This is a genomic window from Bacteroidota bacterium (genome assembly GCA_040388375.1).
Classification (GTDB): Bacteria; Bacteroidota; Bacteroidia; order UKL13-3; family UKL13-3; genus JAAFJM01.
Map to the genome: position 1 here is coordinate 369,636 of JAZKBU010000007.1, position 21,500 is coordinate 391,135.

Genomic DNA, 21,500 nt, shown 5'->3' on the forward strand with positions numbered 1-21,500 from the left:
ATTATAGTTTGTAGTTTTACCAGCGAAATAATTTTAGAGAAATGACACAAAAGAAATTACTCATCATAACAATCATTATTTGTAGTGTTTTTATACTGGTTTCGTGCGAGAAACTAGGCCCTTCGGCTCTGAATGACGATGAAATATTGGACGGACCCATTGAAGGACTTAACACAGCACAGGCTAGTCAACACTTAAAAGGCGACATAGCTTTTAATGACGAAGTATTTACCTCAGCAACCGGGCTGGGTTCTATTTTTGTAGCCAGTAGTTGTGGTAGCTGCCATGCGGGCGATGGAAAAGGCCACCCTTTTACAACTCTTACACGTTTTGGACAAATAGACAGCACAGGCAATTTGTTTTTGGCACAAGGTGGACCTCAATTGCAAAACAGGGCTATGCCCGGTTTTAGTCCCGAACAAATTCCTTCGGGAGCAACTTTCTCCAAGTTTACCCCACCCGCCAACACAGGTTTAGGTTACATTGAATTGGTTTCCGATGCCGATATTATAGCCATGGCAGATCCATATGATGCCGATGGCGATGGTATTTCAGGCGTTCCCAACTGGATTACATTACCTGCCTTTATTACACCCAATGCCAATGCCATTACACAAAGCGGTAAATACATTCACCGCTTTGGAAAAAAAGCAGCAGCCTACAATCTATTACACCAAACAGCCAATGCCTATAATCAAGATATGGGTATTACTTCTGTATTTCAACCAAAAGATGTTTATTCATTACAAGATATAGATCCGGAAGTTTCTACTCAAACAGTAAATGATGTAGTGTTTTATTTACAAACTATAAAAGCTCCGATACAAAGAATACAAACCAACCCCGAAGTAATAACTGGTAAGCAAGTATTTGTAAATATAGGCTGCGAAAACTGCCATAAACAAACTTTAAAAACGGGATTTTCTACAATAGAAGCATTATCAAACAAAGAGTTTCACCCTTATACTGATTTGCTCTTACATGATATGGGAAGCACTTTAGATGATGGCTACACAGAAGGAAATGCCAAAACGTACGAATGGAAAACTCCAGCACTTTGGGGTTTAGGCCTTTCGCCAAAATCGCAAGGAGGTAGTTATTTTCTTATGCACGATGGAAGAGCTACAAGCATTGAAGATGCTATTATACTACATGGTGGTGAAGCCGCTAAAAGCAAAACTAATTTTCAAAACCTTTCGCAAGCAGATAAAATTGCATTGTTAAAATTCTTACAATCGCTTTAACTATGGATAGAAAAGAATTTATAAAAACCTGTGGCCTCGCTTGTTTGGGAGCAACAGCACTGGTAAGTCTTTTACAAAGTTGTGCCACCAACAATTATTTTGCACAAACAACAGTCAATAAAAATCAATTGGTGCTTAAGAAGTCTGAATTTATAAGTATTGAAAAAGACAAAATGGTCAATAGAAAATATGTTTTAGTAAAAACAGAAAAGTATAATTTTCCCATTTGCGTTTATAAAACAAGTGAAGAAAATTACAGTGCATTGCTAATGGAGTGTAGCCACAAAGGTTGCGAACTGCAACCACATGGCGCCTATTTAATTTGCCCATGCCACGGAAGCGAATTTTCAAACACAGGGGTTGTACAAAACCCACCTGCCGAACAAAATTTACACAGTTTTAAGATTACAACAGACAATGACAACATTTACATACAGCTTTAAAAACAGTTTAGCATTATTATTACTTGTAGGAGTTACAAGCATAACACAAGCACAAACCGATACCAGTACAACTATTAAACGCAACCCGTCAGATAGCGCAAGCAGCAAACTAAATATGGATGCGGTATACAACAGGCCATTTTTAACTGCAGGTAAGCTACCTATTGCCATTGGAGGCTATTTAGAAGCCAATACACAATATGCCCAAACCAATGGCATTAACGAAGGTTTCTCTTTTCAAATGAGAAGAATGACTTTGTTTTTTTCATCAACTATTGCAAAAAAAATAAAGTTCATTTCAGAAATTGAATTTGAAGATGGAACGAAAGAAATTAACTTGGAAACAGCCTTGATGGATATAGAGTTTCATCCACTCGTAAATTTAAGAGGTGGAGTAATCATGAACCCTATTGGTGCATTTAACCAAAACCACGATGGCCCGCGTTGGGATTTTATAGACCGCCCCATTGCATCAACAACTATTTTAGCAGCCACTCTCTCCAATGTGGGTTTTGGGTTACACGGAAAATATTTTACACGCGGTTGGGTACTCGGTTACGAGGCTTATTTAACCAATGGTTTTGATGATAAAGTAATTTCGAACGAATTAAACAGAACTTCCTTGGCAGCAGGCAAATCAAATGCGGAAAAATTTGAAGAAAGCAATAGCGGATTACCTATGTTTACTGGCAAAGTAGCTATTCGTAACCGAAAAATCGGGGAAATTGGTTTGTCATATATGTCAGGAGTTTATAACAAATTTCAAAAAGATGGTTTAACCATAGACAACAAAAGAACAGCTACCGCCATGGCTTTTGACTTTAACACATCACTGCTTAAAAACAAACTGAACATTACCGGTGAAGTTGTTAAAGTAATGGTTGATGTACCTGAGACCTACAGCCAGACTTTCGGTACAGAACAGTTTGGAGGTTTTGTAGATATAGTAGGTACCCTATTACAAAGGCAAATGTTTGGTTGGGATAAAGCAAAATTAAATTTAGGTGTAAGGCTTGAGTATGCCGATTATAACCAAGGAAAATTCAGAGAAACAAATGGAAATATTGCTGACGATATTTGGGCTATTGTTCCGACTATTGCTTTTAGGCCTGTTGGTACAACCGTTTTGCGGTTTAACTATCGCTATCAGGAACAAACAGACTTTTTAGGTAACCTACCCGCACGTACAGGTATTATTCAGTTTGGTTTCTCTACTTACTTTTAAAACCATTCATACAAGCTTATTTAGCAGTAATGGTATATATGAATAAACAATACCAGGAAACCAATAACAAGCATAAGGAAAAGAAACAAGTATAAAGTATTTTCCTTGTCCCACGTATTCATCCTATAAAAAATATAAATACGCGAAGCCTGTTTTTTAATATAGTTAACGAGTGTTGCGATACGTGCAAATTATTACTAAAAAATAGTAAAATTTATTTTCAAAATCATTTGTATTTTAAATGACGAAACACTGACAATCGGAATTTAACAGCTGCTTTATTTAAAGCGTTTCAGCTAAATTTCTTAAAGCTTTTAACACAGGATTTTCTTCGCCCTGTGGCGCTTCCTGCAGAGCATTGGGTCTGTTATCTTCCTGTATAATTTCCAATATAACCAATCCATTTTCAGGTGTTAATATATAACTCATTATAAAATAATTTTCAGGCTTATCCTCCAAGTCAGGCCAAGGTGCAAACCAACTATACTTAACCAACTCATTGGGTTTAACAGCTAAAACCTGTCCCCATTGTTCAAATAATTTCCCGTCCCATTCCAAGCTTAACTGCATATAGTAAAACATTTCTATATTTGACCATTCATGCACCTACAATTACAATCGTTACGATTATATAATTTTAAGAATTATGCTGCTGCTAAATTTGAATTCAGTCCACAAATTAATTGTTTTGTTGGCCTCAATGGAAGTGGTAAAACCAATGTATTGGATGCTATTTATTATTTGTGTTTTACCAAAAGTTATTTTCAGCTACAAGACCAGTTAAATATACTTCACAACGAAAGTGAAATGAGTTTAAATGGCGTGTTTGTAAAAAACAATTCAGAAGAAAACATACAGTTAATTATTCAAAAAGGAAGCAAGAAAAAACTAAAAGTAAACAATACTTTATACAATAAATTATCAGCACACATAGGCTCCTACCCTTTAGTCATTATTGCCCCTAACGATATTTACCTGATACACGAAGGCAGTGAAGAACGTAGGAAATTCATGGATGCTTTTATTTCGCAATTTGATAAAGAATATTTGTTTCAATTGATACAATACAACAAAGCCTTAGAACAACGCAATGCCTTACTAAAAAGCTTTTTTGAGCAAAACTATTTTGATAATAGCCTGCTTACTATTTACGATGAAAAACTGATAGAAAGTGGAGAGTTTATATTTAAAAAGCGTAGAGAGTTTCTTGCTCAGTTTGAACCTTTGTTCCTGCAGTTTTATAACCTAATTAGTCAGGAAGCAGAAGTAATTGGTTTAAAATATGAAAGTCAATTACACGAAAACACAATCAGTGAATTATTGCAAAATAACATCCATATAGATAAAGCAAGCCAACGCACAGGCAAGGGCATTCATAAGGACGATTTTATTTTTGAAATAAATAACTATCCGCTGAAAAAAATGGGTAGCCAGGGGCAACAGAAATCATTTATTATAGCCCTCAAATTAGCACAATACGATTATTTAAAAAATCAAACAGGTACCAAGCCCCTGTTGCTGTTAGATGATATTTTTGAAAAGCTTGATAACAATCGCTTACAAATTATACTAAACATGATAGCCCACGATAATTTTGGGCAAATATTTATAAGCGACACCGATAAAGGAAGACTTGAAAATATGTTACAAAATCTTCAAGCCACCATTAAATATTTTGAAATAAATAAAGGCTCTGTGCTTACTTAGTTAGTAGCACTTAAAGCCAATTCAATAGATTGTTGAAGCATTTGAGGAGTAATAGGTTTTGATAAAAAACCGTAGCTATTGGCTTCGCTAATACGTTTAAACGTTTCGCTTTCTTTATTACCCGAAGTAAAAATAACTTTTGAACTGGTACCAATTAGCTTAGCGGTATCAACACCATCTAATTTGTTATTCAGTTCAATATCCATAATACAAATATCAATATTATCCTTACGTACAATATCAATAGCATCAAACCCATTGCTACAAGTTAAAATATTTTTATAGTTTAAACCTGTCAATGTTTTACGTAATACTTCGCGTGTTACCTCATCGTCTTCTACAATAAGAAATGTTAAGTTTTTCATACATTATGTTTTTTTCAAATGTGATAAATAATTTTAATTTTCAGATGTCACTTTCTATCCTATTTAAATAAAGAAAATGTTATTAAACCAAAATTATGGTCACTCACAACAAAAGCTATAAGTACCCTATAAACGTATTTTTTAAAAGAAAAGTTTACTTAAGGAATCATTAAATATTTATGCGTTTGTAAACTTATTTTCCATTGCGGATTTTGTTTTACATACTCAATAATTAATGGCAATACCTGCTCGGCTTTATCCCACTCAGGTTGTAAGTATAGTTTGCAGGTGCTGTTTACCTGACTTGCATATTTTTCAGCCCACTCAAAATCAGTTTTATTAAACACAACTACTTTCAGTTCGTTGGCTTTTTCAATTACTTCACTAATCGGGGCTTTAAATTTTTTAGGCGATAAACAAATCCAATCCCAATGGCCGCTTAATGGACTAGAGCCACTTGTTTCAATATTTGTTTCAATATTATTTTGCTTAAGCAAAGCAGTTAAAGCATCCAAGTTATGTAATAAAGGTTCGCCACCTGTAATTACAGCCAATTTTGCTTTAGCTGTTGTTATATATTCTAAAATGGTATCAATGTTTACTTGCGGATGCTTGGCAGCATCCCAACTTTCTTTTACATCGCACCACACACACTCTACATCGCAACCACCAAGGCGTACAAAATAAGCAGCGCTACCTGTATGGTAACCCTCCCCCTGTATGGTATAAAAATGTTCCATTAAAGGAAGTTGACTACTATTCATTATGTTAAAAAAGGACTGCAATATAATTAATAATGCTTATAAATTAATTGTTAATGCTTGTACAACAAAACTATGGGGTTACCATACATGTGCCAATGGTTTACATAGAAGGAGAAAAAATATAAAAGCGCCATTTCAGTAATTACAGAAACAAAAGCCGGTAAACAAATTACAACCTATACTATTTTTAAGTAAAAAACTTACATTCGTAGCTGTGCGAAATCCCAATTTAGATCCTGAAGATACTAACCTAACCAATGCAGAAAAAGAACTTGAACGCGTATTAAGGCCAAGGCTCTTTGATGATTTTACGGGTCAAGAGAAAACCATTGAAAATCTAAAAATATTTGTACAAGCCGCTAAGCAACGTGACGAAGCACTTGATCATGTTTTATTACACGGCCCTCCAGGCTTAGGAAAAACTACTTTAAGCAATATAATTGCTAACGAACTAGGTGCTAATATAAAAACTACCAGTGGACCTGTATTGGAAAAAGCAGGCGATTTAGCCGGTTTATTAACCAACCTAGAAAAAGGTGATGTACTTTTTATTGATGAAATACATCGTTTAAGTCCGGTGGTTGAGGAGTTTTTATATTCAGCCATGGAAGATTATAAAATAGATATTATGATTGATAGTGGGCCAAATGCACGCAGTATTCAATTAGAAATAGAACCCTTTACCTTAATTGGTGCTACCACCCGTTCCGGTTTACTTACTTCGCCATTGCGTGCCCGTTTTGGTATCAATGCGCGTTTGCAGTACTACGATAAAAAATTAATGAAAACCATTATTGAACGTAGTGCTACTATTATGCAATCCATTATAGACGAAGAAGCCGCTTGGGAAATAGCACGCAGAAGCCGGGGAACGCCTCGTATTGGCAATGCATTATTACGCAGAACCCGCGATTTTGCGCAGGTGAAAAGCGATGGTATTATTAATTTAGCCATTGCCCAATATGCTTTAGATGCTTTAAATGTGGATAGCGAAGGATTGGATGAAATGGATTCACGTATTCTGAAAACATTAATAGAAAAATTTAAAGGAGGCCCTGTTGGTTTAAACACGCTGGCTACTGCTATTGGCGAAGACGGTGGTACTATAGAGGAAGTATACGAACCCTATTTAATTCAGGAAGGTTTTTTAATGCGTACTCCCCGTGGACGTGAAGCCACAGAAAAAGCATACCAACACATGGGTTTTACACCCAGCTACAAAAATAAACTTTTCTAAATTTTAATTAAAAACTATCAAACTGAATTTAGGGCAATTAAAAAAAATTGCGTTTATTTAATAATAAATGTTGTAAAAATGCCTTTTTATACAGTTCATTTTATTTGCACTTTACACGCAAAGCCTAGTTTAAATGCGACTTTAGCTTCCATTTTACTCATTTTTATAATAATTGTATCTTGTTCGCATAGTGAAAACCCCACATTTTTCAATTTGAAACAATTAAAACTGAATTATACTATACATAATTTGCATATAAATAATACTATTGTATTGTTTAGCAAAATTTAAAAGTAATATGAAAGTTCTTATTGTAGAAACTTCAAACTTCTTTTGTTACGTAATGGTAACAAATTTAAAAAGTATAGGATTTAATGACATTGAGATATTAAAATATCCATTGGATACAGACGAAGAAATATTTTATTTAGAATCTGTTTTAGTTATAGCAAATATTGATTTAAACGATGGATCTGTTATCGATTTTATTGATTCACTTAAGAAGTGTAAACCCCACATAAAAGTTTTAGGGTATACACTTAATGATATCAATGGAATTATTTCTCATTTAAAAAAGGTTGGTTTTAACGGTTTGTTTTTCAAACTGGCTAATAATAAAACCATAGAAACTGCTGTTAATTCCATGAATAATGATATTTTCTTTATTGACTCCTATTTTAAGAATTTGGAGTACAAAAAAACAATTGTGGCAGATGATGATGACATGCAGGTAACGGACAAAAACATACAGGACGCTACCAAAGAAAGCCATCAATTAAACAATAGAAAAATAGGGCTGGTAAGTGCCCTTTTCTATGGTAATAAAAACAAAGAAATTGCAGAATTAATGGGTATTTCTGAAAAAGGAGTTGATGCCCTGAAAAAACGTTTAAAAGAAAGTTTGAATATTGAAAAAACGCCTGACTTAATAAGATATTTTTTAGAAAAAGGTTTAATTACCGATAAATACAAAATGTTGTTAAAACCGAATACGGATAACTACAAAAAATTAAACTAAAAAGGCTTTCCATTATATATAGAAAGCCTATTTAGTTTATAATAAGTATTTACTTAACGGTAACTTACTTCTAAGTTGTGTAACTCAATTAAGGGTTTTAAAAACTCTTCTAATTGGTACACACTTAATTGTGAAGCAGCATCACATAAAGCTTTTTCAGGGTCAGGATGCGTTTCAATAAACACCCCATCAACTCCTGCAGCTACACCTGCCCTGCTCAATACCGGTAAAAACTCACGTGCTCCACCTTTGGCATCAGCACTTGGAATACCATATTTACGGATACTATGGGTAATATCAAATACCACCGGGTAACCGATTTGTCCCATTAAAAACATACTGCGTGGATCAACCACCATATCGTTATAACCAAATGTGTAACCACGTTCCGTTAATATAATCTGGTCGTTACCGCTATCGATACATTTTTGTACCGGATGTTTCATATTTTCAGGAGCTAAAAACTGCCCATGTTTAATATTAACTACTTTACCTGTTTTTGCAGCTGCTACCATTAATGTAGACTGCATACATAAGTAGGCAGGTATTTGTAATACATCACACACTTCACCTGCTGCTGCAGCCTGATCAGGGTAATGAATATCGGTTAACAATGAAAAACCAAACTGCTCTTTTACTTTGGCTAAAATGGCTATTCCTTTAGCTAAGCCCGGTCCGTCATAGTATTTTAAACTGCTGCGGTTATCTTTTTGAAATGATGATTTGTATATTATTTTAATATTCAGTTTTTCTGAAACTTCTTTTAGCTTTTCAGCTGTTTTCATCATAATAGATTCATCTTCTATTACACATGGGCCTGAAATAAGAAACAACTCATCGCTTCCACATTCAATATTGCCAACTTTTACTATTTTTTTTGTCATGTTATTTTTATTTACTTTCTGCTGGTTTACCTACTTGATTTTTTAACTCTCTAATTGTTTTTACTTTCTCATCAAGCTCCTTAATCATACGTTTAGCAGCAGCAATCTTGTCGTGTATTTGGGTAACCATATCGTTTTTAGCGTTACCATTTTTAAAGAAACCTAAATTATTATCCCACGTATCAATATCCGATTTTAAACCTTTTATACGCTCTATCAATACTCTTTCTTCGCGTTGTAAACGTTGTGCACCATCATTGTTATTGGCTAATGACTCAAAATGGGCTTTATCGTCTGCCTGGCGCATGTTTTTACGCAACTCACGGTTTCTACCATATATTTTATCCAATAATCCATTATACGTTTTAGTAATGGTATCTTTATCTTTATTGGGTACAAAACCTATTTTGCTCCATGCATCCTGAATAGCTTTTAAATCGTTAAACACATTGGCATTATCACTTTCGTCAGCAACCATTGCTTCCAATTTTACTATCAATTCTTTTTTAGCTATTAAATTAGTTCCCTGTTCTGCATTTTGCTCAGCAAAACGTTCTGCTTTCTTTTCAAAAAACAAATCACAAGCAGCTCTGAATTTTTTCCAGATATCGTCATTAAACTTATCAGGCACCGGCCCTATTTGTTTCCACGATTCTTGTAAGTTTTTGATAGTAGCCGTTTGTTTACCCCAATCAATTGGTGCTGCAGCTATATTTTCAGCTTCTTTAACCAAATCAGTTTTCTTTTTTAAATTTTCGTTGCGAACCGCATTGAAAGATTTAAACCAGTTATTCTTGTTATTGAAAAAGGTATTACGTGTATTTTTAAATTCTTCCCATACTTTCTCTCTTTCAGCTAAAGGCACATAACCAATTTTTTTCCACTCTTCCATTAATTCATTGGCTTCTTTTGTTTTTTCCAACCAATCCTTAATACGAGTAGTGCTATAGTCCGCCAAGCCTTTGGCTTTTTCAATTAAAGCTAATTTCAAATTTAAATTTGCCTGACGAACAACTTCGTTCTTTTCTGTTTCAGCTTTTATGTAAGCAAATACTTTATCAACTTCTGCTTTAAAACGTGTCCATATATCTTCATTGGCTTCTTTAGGTACAGGACCTATATTACGCCAATCTTCCTGGTATTTTTTTACAGCAATTAAAGCTGATTTTATACTTTTCTCTTCTGATAACTCACTTACTTTTTTGCATAAATCAATTTTTGCATCCAAGTTACGTTCCCTGTCTAATTGGGCTATTTCATTATTAATGCTAAGCTTATCGTAAAATATTTCGTTTAAAACACGATAGCTTTCCCATAGGCGCTCTACATGTTCTTTTGGAACATTTTTAACAGATTTCCATTCTGTTTGTAATTCCTTCAATTTAGCCAAACTATCTTTGGTTTCTTCTGAACTGTTTAACAGTTTTATCTTTTCTAAAATGGTTTCTTTTGCTTGTAAATTCTTTAGTCTGTCTGCTTCGGCAATGGCTTTTGCTGTAGCTATTTTATCACGTAAATCTTTGATGGCCTTGTTAAATTTATCGCGGGCGGCTACACCTGATTTAAACTCAAAATCATTTTTATCACCACCTTCTTCTACAAATTTTTGAAGTGCTAACTCTTGTTCTTCATGTAATGAAGCATCAAAAAATGGTTTTACATCTTTAAATATCTGTAAGGCCTCACTTGGCACTTTATCTTTAGCGGCTTCAATAGCTATAACTAATAATTCATCTTTCGTTTTACTAGCGTAGTTATTGGTTTCACTTGATTCTGCCGATTCAATAGCAGCTAAAACTTCATCATGTTCATGCTCATCAATAGCAATTTCAATTACATCAGTAGCTAAATTTAAGTCACTTTCAACTTTTGTTTCAACCGGTTTTGTTTTTTCTACAGGTTGCGTTTCAGTCGTGGCAGTTACTTCTGCTTCTACAGCACTTTCAATAGGCTTAGTTTCTGCATTTGCTTCAACTGCTGTTGTTTCTTCTACTGTTTGTGTTTCAGTTGTAGCAGTTAGTTCTGTTTCTACAGCATTTTCAATGGGCTTAGCTTCTGCATTTGTTTCAACAATTGGTTCTGCATTTAAAGCAGCATCAGAAGGATTCAATTCGTTTAATTCAGTCATTTTAAAAATAAATAAAAATAGTGTTTACGTTTCTTTTTTTAGAGAAGCGAATTTACAGTTTTTTCCTAAATGTCAAGACAGTATTATTTAGGGTGGTATTAATATTCTGTTATGGAATAAAACATGAAAACAACTAGCTTAACTCGCTAATTAATAAACAACAAAGTTATTTATCACAGTCAAAACTAATTTACAAAGGCCAAAAAGCACCTATTGTATAAGGCTATTTAATTGCTAAATTTGTTTAGATAAACTGAACAAAAACCGCTCGAATATTACATATGAAAATAAGAATAAAAGGAAACTCCATCAGAATAAGATTAAGTAAAACAGAGGTAGATAATTTTGCTTTACAAGGTTATTTAGAGGAACGCACCCAATTTATAGATAATGCATTAATTTATGCGTTAGAAGCTAGTAATACTGTAAGTGAATTATCGGCTAAAATAGATGGCGCAAAAATAACTGTTCAGGTACCACTCCTTATAGCCAATAACTGGACAAGTACAGAGCAGGTAGGCTTCGAAAATAAAATGAGTTTAGGCAACGAACAGTCGTTATTTCTTTTGGTTGAAAAGGATTTTGTTTGCCTTGATAACACTTTTGAAGACCAAAGCGATATGTTTCCTAATCCCAATGCTGTTTGTTAAAATCAATTTAAAAATCTTTCGTAATCAGTCACAAATACATGTCAGAAGATAACAATAAACCTAATCCTGAAAATCCGGAAGAATTTTTAGATATTAAGCTAACCGAACCTAAACTAACGGCTGCGGGAATTCCTGCTGTTATATCATCGGTTAAACATGTATTTAGCGAAATGGGCCCCATTCGTGGCTTCAAAGCTTTGGCAAAGCTAAATCAGAAAGACGGATTCGATTGTCCGGGTTGTGCATGGCCTGACCCTGACGATGAGCGTTCTCCTATTGCAGAATACTGCGAAAACGGAGCAAAAGCAATTGCGGAAGAAGCTACCACAAAAGCTCTATGGGCTTCTTTTTTTGCAGAAAACAGTGTAGTTGATTTATCCCAATTAGACGACTATAAAATTGGTAAAAAAGGCCGTGTAGCGGAACCTATGTATTTACCCAAAGGTGCTACCCATTACCAACCCATTACATGGGAAAATGCTTTTAAATTAATTGCTAAAAATTTAAATGCCTTACCTACTCCGGACGATGCTATTTTTTATACATCAGGACGAACAAGTAATGAAGCTGCTTTTTTATACCAACTTTTTGTACGTGAATTTGGCACCAACAACTTGCCCGATTGTAGCAATATGTGCCACGAAAGTAGTGGTGTAGCATTAAACGAAAGTGTGGGCATTGGCAAGGGCTCAGTAACTTTAGAAGATTTTTACGAAGCAGAGGCTATTATTATTTTAGGACAAAACCCGGGTACCAATCATCCTCGTATGTTAAGTGCATTGCAAAAAGCCAAACAAAACGGTTGCACCATTATATGTGTAAACCCATTAAAAGAAACAGGTTTGGTTGGTTTTAACAATCCGCAAAAACTGAATGGCGTATTGGGTATTAAATCGCAACTGACGGATATTTTTTTACAGGTTAAAATAAATAGTGATTTAGCACTTATAAAAGCCATTGAAAAAGTACTATGGGAAGATGAAAGTAAAGCTCCCGGTAGTATTTTCGATTTGGAGTTTATTAAAAACCATACTTCTGGGTACGATGAGTTAATAGAAACTTTTGATGAATATAGTTTAGATGAATTAAGTGAAGCTTGTGGAATTGGTATTGATGATATAAGGAAAACGGCTGAAGTATTTAAACATAAAAACAAAATTATAGCCTGTTGGGCTATGGGTTTAACGCAACATAAAAATGCAGTTGACACCATAAAAGAAGTAGTTAATTTATTGTTGTTAAAAGGCAGTATTGGTAAACCCGGAGCGGGCACTTGTCCTGTGCGTGGTCATAGCAATGTGCAAGGCGACAGAACGATGGGTATTTATGAAAAACCTTCTAAAATGTTTATTGATAAACTAAATACTGTTTTCAATATCAATGCTCCTTACGAACATGGTTTGGATGTGGTGGATGCCATAAAAAAAATGCATGAAGAAAAAGGCAAAGTATTTATAGCCATGGGTGGTAATTTTTTATCGGCTACACCTGATACTAAATATACAGCACAGGCTTTACAAAATTGTAAATTAACGGTTCATATCAGTACCAAGCTAAACCGAAGCCACTTAATTACTGGTGAGGAAGCACTGATTTTGCCTACTTATGGCAGGAGCGATAAAGACATTAATACCAAAGGGGAAGAACAATTTATAAGTTGCGAAAACTCAATGGGTGTAGTACAAATGAGCAAGGGCAATTTAAAACCGGTAAGCAATCATTTAATGAGCGAAAGCGTAATGGTTTGTCAATTGGCTAAAGCCACTTTGGGTACTAAAAGTAAAGTAAATTGGAGTTTATATGAAGAGGATTACGACCATATAAGAAACGATATTGAACGTACTATTAATGGTTTTAATGACTACAACAAACGTGTGCGTGAATCGGGAGGATTTTATTTACCCAACGGTGCTCGTGAAGGTAAATTTAACACACTTAGCACCAAAGCTAATTTCAATGTAGCCAAGCTTACCTTTAACTATTTAGCTCCTGATGAATTAATGATGATGACGATACGTACCCACGACCAGTTTAACACGACTATTTATGGACTGGATGATCGTTACCGTGGTATATTTAATGAGCGTAGGGTTGTACTCATGAACGAAAATGATATACGTAAATTGGGCTTACAGCATGGTGATGTGGTTGATTTATTTAACTACCACGACAATATTGAAAGGGTAGCACATAAGTTTATGGTTATAAAATACAATATTCCCGAACAGTGCACGGCTACTTATTTTCCTGAAACCAATGTATTGGTTCCTATTGGCTCTGTAGCCGATAAAAGCAATACGCCAACCAGTAAATATGTAGTTATTAAAATTAAAAAGCATATTGATTTAAGTAATAACTAAGCTGGTTATTATTTCTTCACTAATTGTTGCAATGCTTCTTCTATGGTATAAAAATTAAATGTAAAACCCGCTTGCTGTAGCCTTTCAGGTACAACCCACCTGCTTTTTAGTATTAACTCTGTTTCTGTTTTTATAAGCTTTGCGCCTATTGTCAATAACCATTTGGGTTGTGCTAATCCAATAGGTATATGCATTTGTTTACGTAAGCAACGCATAAAAACTTTATTGGTAATTGGCTTGGGTGATGAAATATTATACGCCCCGGTACAGCTATTTTTATGTATTAAAAAATCAATTGCCCTGCAAACATCATCAATATGAATCCAGCTGAACATTTGTTTACCACCGGCTGCTTTACCTCCTAAACCAAAATTTACCAGGTTAGTAAATGGTACCATTACACCTTTATTCTTACCCAATACAATAGCAGTACGCAAAGCAATTTGGCGTACTCCTAAGTAGGAAAAACTATTAAACATCTGTTCCCATTTTTTACATACATCTACACTAAAACCTTTTCCTAAATCGCCCGTAAGCTCTGTCATGGGCCTATCTTCAGCATGCCTGTATATAGTCGCTGACGATGAGTTAAGCCACACTTGGGGCTTTATTAAACATTTTTCAATGGCTTTACCCAATATATAAGTACTGTTTAACCTTGAGTTATAAATTTCGTCTTTATTGGTTTGGTTATACCGACAATCAACTGAACGGCCTGTCATATTAATCAATGCAGCAATACCTTCTAATTCTCTTTGCCAATACCCAAGTGTTTTTCCATCCCAATACACATACCTTATCCCCTCTTCATCTACCAGATTGTTTCGGGATAGAATAACTACATCATATTTTGATTTAAAATAACTAGCCAGTGCTTTACCAATAAAGCCACTACCGCCTGCTATTACTATTTTTTCTTTTACACTCATTGTATTAATAAATAAAAACCAATGGATAAATTAATAACCTAAATATTATCCAGCTTACACATAAATATTTGCTCCAACGGTATAAACCAACTCTACGCCAATGCTCATAAAACATAAACATATATACTATTCCGTAACTGACAGTAGCCAATAATTCTATTTGAATTCCGAAGTAAGATAATAAAACCAAACCTACTCCTAATAAGCCTAATAATAAAGCACCTAAAAAGGCAGTAAATGAAAGTTGTCCGGCATAATCGTAGAAATTTGTTTGCTTTAATGCAATAAAAACAATGCCTTGAAAAACAATTTGTGCTACAAATAAAACAACATCGGGTATATGTATTCCGCTATGCATATACTGGCTTAAGAAATTTTTAAAATACCAGGTAACTATAACATGTACCACTACAGCATTGAAGGCAATAAATAATACACGCCATGTTATAGAAGGAGAAGGCTCACAAACTTGTTTGTTATTGATAGCAGCCGGTGCTACTACTTTTCGGTTATAGGAAATAAACTGATACAGTAATGTAAGGAAAATATGAACCCATTTAAACCTGCTTATTGTACCTATAAATTTATACCTGTAAGAAAGTACTTTTAATAAGCTATCAATACCATAAGCTGTCTCACCTGTTTGGGTATTGAGCAATACAATTTTATTAGCCGCCAATTCTTTATCTATTAATGGGTATTTGTCAAAACCCATAGTTTGATAGGCTGTCCTCCCCTCTTTATCTAACAAACCACGTTTAATAAACTGGCTGGTGTAAGCCTCACAAAGTGGGCATTCTTCATCGTAAATTAAGGTATGTTTGTTTAAGGTTTTCATAAATGTTACTATTAAAAACTGGCGGCTATTTTCAAAAAGGCCTATACTTAACTTACTCTGTTTTGTATGCTCATTTCTCTTAATTGGTTTTCTTTTGATTTACGTTTACCTCTAAAAAATAAATATAAATTCAAGAACAGCATTAAACCTAAGTAAATTGAAAAGCCTCCAATTTTCAAGCTTAATACTTCTAATAAAGTCTGTCCGCTATCTACACTGTAATTGGTTTTAAGCATTAACATGGCAAAGCCAATATTGAGTAAATAAAATCCTACTCTTAATAAATGATTGGTTGATTCTGCTATTTCAGTACGCCCTTTAAATATATCAAGCATAAATATTTTAGCATTGTTAAAAAGGGTTTTAGCTACATAGTAAGTTAAAAATAATGTAACAGGTAAATAAACTCCGTAAGCTGCAATTAACATGTTGTTGTTCATAATGGTACTTTTTAAATTGTTATTGATTGTGTTGATAAAGTTTTTGAATTTGTTTGCTGAAATGAGAGAAGGTGTACATATTAAAATAATGTAATACGGCTAAGCCAATTATAATAATGCCTAAGCGTTTACTCAACTCTTCGGCTAGCTGCAAATAGGAATCAACGGATGAAAATGTATTAATTGAAATGGCTGCATAGCCTAAGTTTACCAGATAATATCCAACCAGTAAAAACTTATTCAATACTTCGGCTAATTCTTTGTTTCCGTTAAAAGCATCACTTAAAAAAACAATCCCGTTGGTATAAAATACTTTACCTATAAACACGGTTATATAAAAGGTGACAGGTAAATAAATGAGGTAGCTTATTAAATTATAATTATTCATATAGTTTCTGTATTTTCAATTATTTTTGAAACTTTATATTCTAAAAAAACTCCACTTAAGGAGCTATCATTATTTAATCATTTTTAAAATGGTTCCAAAAAACCAGCTTTCATCTGCTTTAAGCATCATATCAACCGATTTATCCATTTTACCTACAAAGCTGCTTAGGTTTTCAATGGTCTCGCTAAATGCTTTTACATCTTTGTCTTTTTTATCGCCTTCTACTTCTTTTAAGGTATTTAATATTTTAAGTACCGGTTCTATTTCTCTGCGTTTTCTTTCACGAGCTATAATGCGTGCTATTTCCCAAATGTCTTTTTCGGCTACAAAGTACTCTTTTCTATCACCGGGTATTAGTTCTTTATTTATTAATGTCCAATTCATCAACTCACGCAAATTCATATTGGCATTACCACGTGAAATGTTCAACTCATCCATTATGTCTTCAGTACATAAAGCACTGCTGCTTATTAACAATAGAGAATGTACTTGTGCCATAGTTCTGTTTATACCCCACTCGCTCCCTAAAGTTCCCCATGCTTGGATAAATTGTTTTTTGGCTTCAGTCAGTTTCATAGCACAAATGTAATTTCATTTTCCAAACTTTCAATAATTATTGAAAGTTAAATATATTGAATTAGTGATTTCAATCTAACAGTCAGATTTTCAATAGCAAAATTTTATATATAAAACCATTGTTCTATTTAAATCGTAAATAGAGTTATGAAATTTCTATTTTCAACAGTATTGTTTACTTTACTTGGTTGCAAAAAACCAGCACAAACTACTATGACCGTAAATACTTTTAAACCTGTTACTGTTAAATACCTGGCATTAGGCGATTCGTATACCATAGGCCAGTCGGTTGATGAAGCTGATAATTTCCCTTCGCAGCTAATTAGTAAACTAAACCACAGCGACTCTATTGATATTACTTCGACACAAATAATTGCAAAAACGGGTTGGACTACTCAAAAATTATTAAACGCTATGGCCAGTGAAAACTTAACTGATACATTTGGTTTGGTTTCTTTACTCATTGGTGTTAACAACCAATACCAAGGCAAGGATACTGGTGAATATGCTGTACAATTTGAAAGCTTATTAAACAAAGCTATTTCATTGGCCGGAGGGATTAATAAAGATGTAGTTGTTATAGCTATTCCTGATTATGGGTATACTCCTTTTGGACAAAGCAATCAGCAATCTATTTCAAAAGAAATAGATTTATTCAATAGCATTAACCAACGAATAGCCAATAGGTATCAAATAACTTATTTTAACATTACCCCTATTTCACGCAATTATGATACGGATTTAGTAGCTAACGATGGGCTACATCCTTCTGCCAAACAATATGGACTTTGGGTTGATTTGATGTATAATCAAATAAAGAAACAATTGCTTATTCAATAACTATTCCGTTGGCTTGGGTAAATATGACGGGCTTACCATCGGTTACCATAATAGTATGTTCATGTTGTGCCACCAAGCTATTATCGGCTGTATAAAGTGTCCATTTATCAGGTTTAGTTTTAATATGCCTGGCTTTGGTTGAAATAAATGTTTCTATAGCCACTACCATTCCTTTTTCAAACTTTGTTTTGATGGTTTTATCGTAATAACAAGGTATGTGTTGAGGATGTTCATGTAACCTCTTCCCTACTCCGTGTCCCGTTAAATCATATATAACATTATAGCCTAAATTTTTAGCGGTTTGCTCCATTAAATAACCAACATCGCTAATTTTAACACCATGCCTAATTTGACTTATAGCAACAGATAATACTTTAAGCGAAGCATTGCAAAGGCGCTGTTTATGGCTATTACTACCTACCACAAAACTGCAACCGTTATCGGCAAAATAACCATTCACTTTTGCCGATACATCTATATTAACCAAATCACCTTCCTGTATTATTTTCTTAGCAGAAGGAATACCATGGGCTACCTCGTTATTTACACTGATACAAGTTGCGCCCGGAAACTGGTATAAAAGCAATGGTGCTGCCTGTGCGCCAAATTGCAGCAATAAGTCATTGCCAAAATCATCAATTTGTTTGGTTGACATACCTACCTTGGTATATGCCACCATTTGCTTTAATGTTTCGCCTACTACATAACCAGCATGCTTTAACGCTTCAAATTCCTCTGCTGTATTTATTGTCATACTATGAATTCATTAATTCTTCAATGTCTGCTGCTTCAATGGGAACTGTTTCCATTAAATCTATTATTCCATTTTCGGTTAATACTATATTATTTTCAATGCGGATACCTATATTTTCTTCATTGATATAAATACCTGGCTCGTTTGTTAAAACCATACCTACCACTAACTTTTGGTTGTAGTCTCCTACATCGTGAACATCAAGGCCTATAAAGTGTGAAAAATTGTGCCCGCAATATTGCTGAATATAAAACAACGAGCCTTTCAACTTAATGTCATTCATACTACAAACACCTAAAGCTACCAATTGTTCTATCAGTAATTCGTTACAATGGTTTTGTAAATCTTTCATTAATGCCCCCGGTTTTAAAAGCATTTTCATTTGCTTATGCATATATAAAACGGCATTATACACTTCTTTTTGTCGGGCTGAGTATTTACCATTTGCAGGAATGACGCGCGTTAAATCTGCATTGTAACCTTCAAAAGCTGCGGCTGCATCTATTAAAATCAATTCATTGTTTTGTATAACTTTATGATTGTAGTTACAATGTAAAATACAGGTATCGGCACCCGAAGCTACTATGGGTTGATAATCGGCCCAGGTACCTAAGTATTGCATGTACTCATGAATCATTTCTGCTTCTACCTGCTTTTGATGCACACCAGGTTTTATAATCTTTAAAACTCTTCTAAAACCTTTTTCCGTTATAAATGCAGCTTGCCTAAGTAACGCTATTTCTTCGTCCTGCTTAATTACACGTAAGCCTTGTATAAGGGGTGCTAAACGTTCGTAATTATGTAAAGTGTAGGTTGTTTTGCACCAGGTTAAAAATCTGTCGTCACGTGTTTTTATACTTAGTTTTGCACGAGTATGTTCATTGGTATTTATACAAATGGTTTGTGCCTGAACTGCCAATTGCTTAAAAATGCTTTTAAACTCCCTCAAATAACGCACTTCGCTAATACCTGATATTTTACTGGCTTCTTCTTTGCTTAGCTTATGACCTTCCCATTTAATATGTAAAGCATTTGGTTCTAAAATAAACAGTATTTCTTTTTGCGAATTTTCTAATGCATCCGGAAACAATAACAAAATAGTTTCTTCCTGCTTAATGCCTGTTAAATAATATAAGTCGTTGTTTTGTTTGAATGGAAAAGTACCATCGGCATTGGTTGGTAAAATATCATTGCTGTTAAACACAGCAATTGATTGTTGCTTTAATAAAGCAACTAAACGTTTCCTGTTATTGGTAAAAAATGAATTACTTAAATTTGATTCCATTGCACAAAATTGCAATGTCTATTCTGAATTTCAGGTGTAAAAACACGACAATTTACATGGTAGTAAATCGTTTGTAGTCTTTCATAAAATGAGAGAAATCGTAAAAGCCCAATGCTTCATAATCCGCAGTGGAGCCTTGCAAACCGTAGCTTTTTAGTGCTTGTCTGAAACGCAATATGCTTAAACATTGTTTAGGGCTCACTCCTATTTCTTGCTTAAAATAGCGCTCTAATGAGCGTTTGGTAACATGCAATTGTTGGGCTAATACATCAACGGAAAAGAAAGATGTTTTTTGCATTACTTTATGCAAAGCATTACACACATATTGGGTTTTATAAGGTATGTGAGTTTGCTTATTGAGCTGCAGCAATAAAACAGTATCTAATAGTGTAGTTTGTTCCTTAAATGTATTTGCCTGTAATAGCTGTTCTTCTATAAACTGGTTACGCAAAAAATAAGTAGCATCTTCTACATGGTTGTTTAAATCTGCCGATGATATGCCAAATAATAAGTTAATGCCGGCAGGTTTAAATTTGATGCCTGTTAAAAAATTATTGCTGAAATGTTTATAGGTAAAGGTTTCTGTATGGTGTCCTATTAATACACTTGATTTAAGTTGCTGCTGTTGCTTATGTGCATTTACTGTAAAAGCAGTGCCTAAGTTAAATACCATTGAAGCATTTAAATTAGCAAATATGTGTTCAGCAAAATCATCATCCACGAAACAATTACCCCGTAAATCTAATTGCCAGTAATATTCAATTACATTGCTTAAAGCTATATGAGGAGCAACAAATTGGTATTGTTTCTCAAAATATAATTGATCTATTATTTCGGTATGATTAAATGACACTGCAACAAAAGTACTATTTATACTTTTTACTTGGTTATGATTTCTTCTTTTATCTCTCCGCACTTAAGCATATCGTCACCAAAATAAGGATTGCGGATTTGTTTTTCGGTCGATACCCAATAGGCTCCTTTTCCATTGTTAGCCATGGAGCAAAACTCAATATATACTTTACCTTTTTGTAAATTTTCTTTTTGTACAGCTCGTACAAATGAACTACTTAATAAAGTAAACAAACCTCTTTGCGCTGTCAGGTCAGTTGTCTGGCTTATTTTAATAGCTAATTCTGCTTCTTTAGCTAAATTACATTTAAACAACTGGGTTGCTAAGAATATAGCAATTTCAGCCGCTCCTTCATTGTTATCTAAAATAAATGCATCTTTTAAATCTAAATATGTTTGAAAAGATTTATCAAACAAAGTATCTTTAAAATTAGGATTATTACCCCTGTCTTCAACGGCTACTACCCCCGCATTATTACTAGCGGAATTGTTATTAGTACACGCAACATAAATAAGTAATGGAGCAATGAATAGTATTATTTTTTTCATAGTGAAAGCTATAGATGTCCAACG

Annotated in this window: 23 protein-coding genes; 9 read left to right on the top strand and 14 right to left on the bottom strand. The window is 34.1% G+C overall.

Annotation, left to right across the window (positions count from 1 at the left end; genetic code table 11):
- Positions 1–41 precede the first annotated feature (41 nt).
- From V4538_13290 to V4538_13300, 3 genes are read left to right on the top strand one after another with little or no spacing between them, the layout of a single operon-like run.
- Positions 42–1,244 (top strand): di-heme oxidoredictase family protein, encoded by a 1,203-nt coding sequence (locus V4538_13290; GenBank protein MES2382014.1) that lies wholly within the window; start codon positions 42–44, stop codon positions 1,242–1,244.
- Between the two features lie 2 nt (positions 1,245–1,246).
- Complete coding sequence (locus V4538_13295; protein MES2382015.1) at positions 1,247–1,687, top strand: Rieske (2Fe-2S) protein; 441 nt, start codon at positions 1,247–1,249, stop codon at positions 1,685–1,687.
- The gene (locus tag V4538_13300) at positions 1,662–2,912 is read left to right on the top strand and encodes a hypothetical protein (protein MES2382016.1); all 1,251 of its coding nucleotides are present in this window, start codon (positions 1,662–1,664) and stop codon (positions 2,910–2,912) included. The genes V4538_13295 and V4538_13300 overlap by 26 nt, the downstream gene beginning before the upstream one ends.
- 282 nt (positions 2,913–3,194) lie before the next feature.
- On the opposite strand, the gene V4538_13305 is transcribed toward V4538_13300, so the two are convergent.
- On the bottom strand, positions 3,195–3,518 hold the full coding sequence (locus V4538_13305; GenBank protein MES2382017.1) for an SRPBCC domain-containing protein: 324 nt from the start codon (positions 3,516–3,518) through the stop codon (positions 3,195–3,197).
- On the opposite strand from V4538_13305, the gene V4538_13310 reads away from it, so the two are divergent.
- Positions 3,513–4,619 (top strand): DNA replication/repair protein RecF, encoded by a 1,107-nt coding sequence (locus V4538_13310; GenBank protein ID MES2382018.1) that lies wholly within the window; start codon positions 3,513–3,515, stop codon positions 4,617–4,619. The genes V4538_13305 and V4538_13310 overlap by 6 nt on opposite strands.
- Here V4538_13310 and V4538_13315 read toward each other — a convergent pair.
- Positions 4,616–4,984, bottom strand: a complete 369-nt coding sequence (locus V4538_13315; protein ID MES2382019.1) for a response regulator — start codon at positions 4,982–4,984, stop codon at positions 4,616–4,618. The genes V4538_13310 and V4538_13315 overlap by 4 nt on opposite strands.
- A gap of 158 nt (positions 4,985–5,142) precedes the next feature.
- On the bottom strand, positions 5,143–5,748 hold the full coding sequence (locus V4538_13320) for a 7-carboxy-7-deazaguanine synthase QueE (protein MES2382020.1): 606 nt from the start codon (positions 5,746–5,748) through the stop codon (positions 5,143–5,145).
- Between the two features lie 214 nt (positions 5,749–5,962).
- Between V4538_13320 and ruvB the strand changes: the two genes are divergently transcribed.
- Positions 5,963–6,985 (top strand): Holliday junction branch migration DNA helicase RuvB, encoded by a 1,023-nt coding sequence (gene ruvB, locus V4538_13325; GenBank protein ID MES2382021.1) that lies wholly within the window; start codon positions 5,963–5,965, stop codon positions 6,983–6,985.
- Between the two features lie 298 nt (positions 6,986–7,283).
- The gene (locus tag V4538_13330) at positions 7,284–8,003 is read left to right on the top strand and encodes a LuxR C-terminal-related transcriptional regulator (GenBank protein MES2382022.1); all 720 of its coding nucleotides are present in this window, start codon (positions 7,284–7,286) and stop codon (positions 8,001–8,003) included.
- 53 nt (positions 8,004–8,056) lie between these two features.
- Here the strand turns inward: V4538_13330 and kdsA are convergent, their stop codons facing one another.
- Together kdsA and V4538_13340 are read right to left on the bottom strand one after the other, a co-directional pair.
- The gene (gene kdsA, locus V4538_13335) at positions 8,057–8,887 is read right to left on the bottom strand and encodes a 3-deoxy-8-phosphooctulonate synthase (GenBank protein ID MES2382023.1); all 831 of its coding nucleotides are present in this window, start codon (positions 8,885–8,887) and stop codon (positions 8,057–8,059) included.
- A 7-nt stretch (positions 8,888–8,894) separates the two neighbouring features.
- On the bottom strand, positions 8,895–11,015 hold the full coding sequence (locus tag V4538_13340; GenBank protein ID MES2382024.1) for a DUF349 domain-containing protein: 2,121 nt from the start codon (positions 11,013–11,015) through the stop codon (positions 8,895–8,897).
- A gap of 281 nt (positions 11,016–11,296) precedes the next feature.
- Between V4538_13340 and V4538_13345 the strand changes: the two genes are divergently transcribed.
- Together V4538_13345 and V4538_13350 are read left to right on the top strand one after the other, a co-directional pair.
- Entirely contained in the window at positions 11,297–11,665 is a 369-nt protein-coding gene (locus tag V4538_13345; GenBank protein MES2382025.1) for a hypothetical protein, read from the top strand.
- A gap of 38 nt (positions 11,666–11,703) precedes the next feature.
- On the top strand, positions 11,704–14,025 hold the full coding sequence (locus V4538_13350) for an FdhF/YdeP family oxidoreductase (protein ID MES2382026.1): 2,322 nt from the start codon (positions 11,704–11,706) through the stop codon (positions 14,023–14,025).
- 8 nt (positions 14,026–14,033) lie between these two features.
- Here V4538_13350 and V4538_13355 read toward each other — a convergent pair whose 3' ends face one another.
- The 5 genes from V4538_13355 to V4538_13375 form a co-directional block, all read right to left on the bottom strand.
- On the bottom strand, positions 14,034–14,954 hold the full coding sequence (locus V4538_13355; protein ID MES2382027.1) for a TIGR01777 family oxidoreductase: 921 nt from the start codon (positions 14,952–14,954) through the stop codon (positions 14,034–14,036).
- Positions 14,955–14,958: 4 nt separating this feature from the next.
- On the bottom strand, positions 14,959–15,792 hold the full coding sequence (locus V4538_13360) for a DCC1-like thiol-disulfide oxidoreductase family protein (protein ID MES2382028.1): 834 nt from the start codon (positions 15,790–15,792) through the stop codon (positions 14,959–14,961).
- Between the two features lie 47 nt (positions 15,793–15,839).
- Positions 15,840–16,232 carry a hypothetical protein gene (locus V4538_13365; GenBank protein MES2382029.1) on the bottom strand — a complete coding sequence of 131 codons (393 nt, stop codon included), beginning with the start codon at positions 16,230–16,232 and terminating at the stop codon, positions 15,840–15,842.
- A gap of 19 nt (positions 16,233–16,251) precedes the next feature.
- A complete protein-coding gene (locus tag V4538_13370) occupies positions 16,252–16,620 on the bottom strand; it encodes a hypothetical protein (GenBank protein MES2382030.1) in 369 nt (122 codons plus the stop codon).
- Between the two features lie 69 nt (positions 16,621–16,689).
- Positions 16,690–17,196: a transcriptional regulator gene (locus V4538_13375; protein MES2382031.1), complete on the bottom strand. Its 507-nt coding sequence runs from the start codon at positions 17,194–17,196 to the stop codon at positions 16,690–16,692.
- Between the two features lie 147 nt (positions 17,197–17,343).
- Here V4538_13375 and V4538_13380 point away from each other — a divergent pair, with 147 nt between their 5' ends.
- Positions 17,344–18,036 (top strand): SGNH/GDSL hydrolase family protein, encoded by a 693-nt coding sequence (locus V4538_13380; protein ID MES2382032.1) that lies wholly within the window; start codon positions 17,344–17,346, stop codon positions 18,034–18,036.
- Here V4538_13380 and map read toward each other — a convergent pair.
- Genes map through V4538_13400 form a run of 4 tightly spaced genes read right to left on the bottom strand, consistent with a single transcriptional unit; the run spans position 18,026 to position 21,476 of the window.
- Complete coding sequence (map, locus tag V4538_13385; GenBank protein ID MES2382033.1) at positions 18,026–18,790, bottom strand: type I methionyl aminopeptidase; 765 nt, start codon at positions 18,788–18,790, stop codon at positions 18,026–18,028. The two genes, V4538_13380 and map, sit on opposite strands and share 11 nt — an antisense overlap.
- 1 nt (position 18,791) lies before the next feature.
- Positions 18,792–20,075 (bottom strand): aminopeptidase P family protein, encoded by a 1,284-nt coding sequence (locus V4538_13390; protein MES2382034.1) that lies wholly within the window; start codon positions 20,073–20,075, stop codon positions 18,792–18,794.
- Positions 20,076–20,127: 52 nt separating this feature from the next.
- Entirely contained in the window at positions 20,128–20,991 is an 864-nt protein-coding gene (locus tag V4538_13395; protein ID MES2382035.1) for a helix-turn-helix domain-containing protein, read from the bottom strand.
- A complete protein-coding gene (locus V4538_13400) occupies positions 20,955–21,476 on the bottom strand; it encodes a DUF3347 domain-containing protein (GenBank protein ID MES2382036.1) in 522 nt (173 codons plus the stop codon). The genes V4538_13395 and V4538_13400 overlap by 37 nt, the downstream gene beginning before the upstream one ends.
- Positions 21,477–21,500: the final 24 nt, after the last annotated feature.

What these genes read in the sequence shown, in the direction of transcription:
- V4538_13365 (MES2382029.1), bottom strand. Translation starts at nt 16,232, where the DNA reads ATGAACAACAACATGTTAATTGCAGCTTACGGAGTTTATTTACCTGTT.
- V4538_13330 (MES2382022.1), top strand. Translation starts at nt 7,284, where the DNA reads ATGAAAGTTCTTATTGTAGAAACTTCAAACTTCTTTTGTTACGTAATG.
- V4538_13375 (MES2382031.1), bottom strand. Translation starts at nt 17,196, where the DNA reads ATGAAACTGACTGAAGCCAAAAAACAATTTATCCAAGCATGGGGAACT.
- V4538_13320 (MES2382020.1), bottom strand. Translation starts at nt 5,748, where the DNA reads ATGAATAGTAGTCAACTTCCTTTAATGGAACATTTTTATACCATACAG.
- V4538_13350 (MES2382026.1), top strand. Translation starts at nt 11,704, where the DNA reads ATGTCAGAAGATAACAATAAACCTAATCCTGAAAATCCGGAAGAATTT.
- map (MES2382033.1), bottom strand. Translation starts at nt 18,790, where the DNA reads ATGACAATAAATACAGCAGAGGAATTTGAAGCGTTAAAGCATGCTGGT.
- V4538_13290 (MES2382014.1), top strand. Translation starts at nt 42, where the DNA reads ATGACACAAAAGAAATTACTCATCATAACAATCATTATTTGTAGTGTT.
- V4538_13345 (MES2382025.1), top strand. Translation starts at nt 11,297, where the DNA reads ATGAAAATAAGAATAAAAGGAAACTCCATCAGAATAAGATTAAGTAAA.
- V4538_13370 (MES2382030.1), bottom strand. Translation starts at nt 16,620, where the DNA reads ATGAATAATTATAATTTAATAAGCTACCTCATTTATTTACCTGTCACC.
- V4538_13340 (MES2382024.1), bottom strand. Translation starts at nt 11,015, where the DNA reads ATGACTGAATTAAACGAATTGAATCCTTCTGATGCTGCTTTAAATGCA.
- V4538_13360 (MES2382028.1), bottom strand. Translation starts at nt 15,792, where the DNA reads ATGAAAACCTTAAACAAACATACCTTAATTTACGATGAAGAATGCCCA.
- V4538_13295 (MES2382015.1), top strand. Translation starts at nt 1,247, where the DNA reads ATGGATAGAAAAGAATTTATAAAAACCTGTGGCCTCGCTTGTTTGGGA.
- V4538_13315 (MES2382019.1), bottom strand. Translation starts at nt 4,984, where the DNA reads ATGAAAAACTTAACATTTCTTATTGTAGAAGACGATGAGGTAACACGC.
- V4538_13390 (MES2382034.1), bottom strand. Translation starts at nt 20,075, where the DNA reads ATGGAATCAAATTTAAGTAATTCATTTTTTACCAATAACAGGAAACGT.
- V4538_13300 (MES2382016.1), top strand. Translation starts at nt 1,662, where the DNA reads ATGACAACATTTACATACAGCTTTAAAAACAGTTTAGCATTATTATTA.
- V4538_13380 (MES2382032.1), top strand. Translation starts at nt 17,344, where the DNA reads ATGAAATTTCTATTTTCAACAGTATTGTTTACTTTACTTGGTTGCAAA.
- V4538_13400 (MES2382036.1), bottom strand. Translation starts at nt 21,476, where the DNA reads ATGAAAAAAATAATACTATTCATTGCTCCATTACTTATTTATGTTGCG.
- V4538_13355 (MES2382027.1), bottom strand. Translation starts at nt 14,954, where the DNA reads ATGAGTGTAAAAGAAAAAATAGTAATAGCAGGCGGTAGTGGCTTTATT.
- kdsA (MES2382023.1), bottom strand. Translation starts at nt 8,887, where the DNA reads ATGACAAAAAAAATAGTAAAAGTTGGCAATATTGAATGTGGAAGCGAT.
- V4538_13310 (MES2382018.1), top strand. Translation starts at nt 3,513, where the DNA reads ATGCACCTACAATTACAATCGTTACGATTATATAATTTTAAGAATTAT.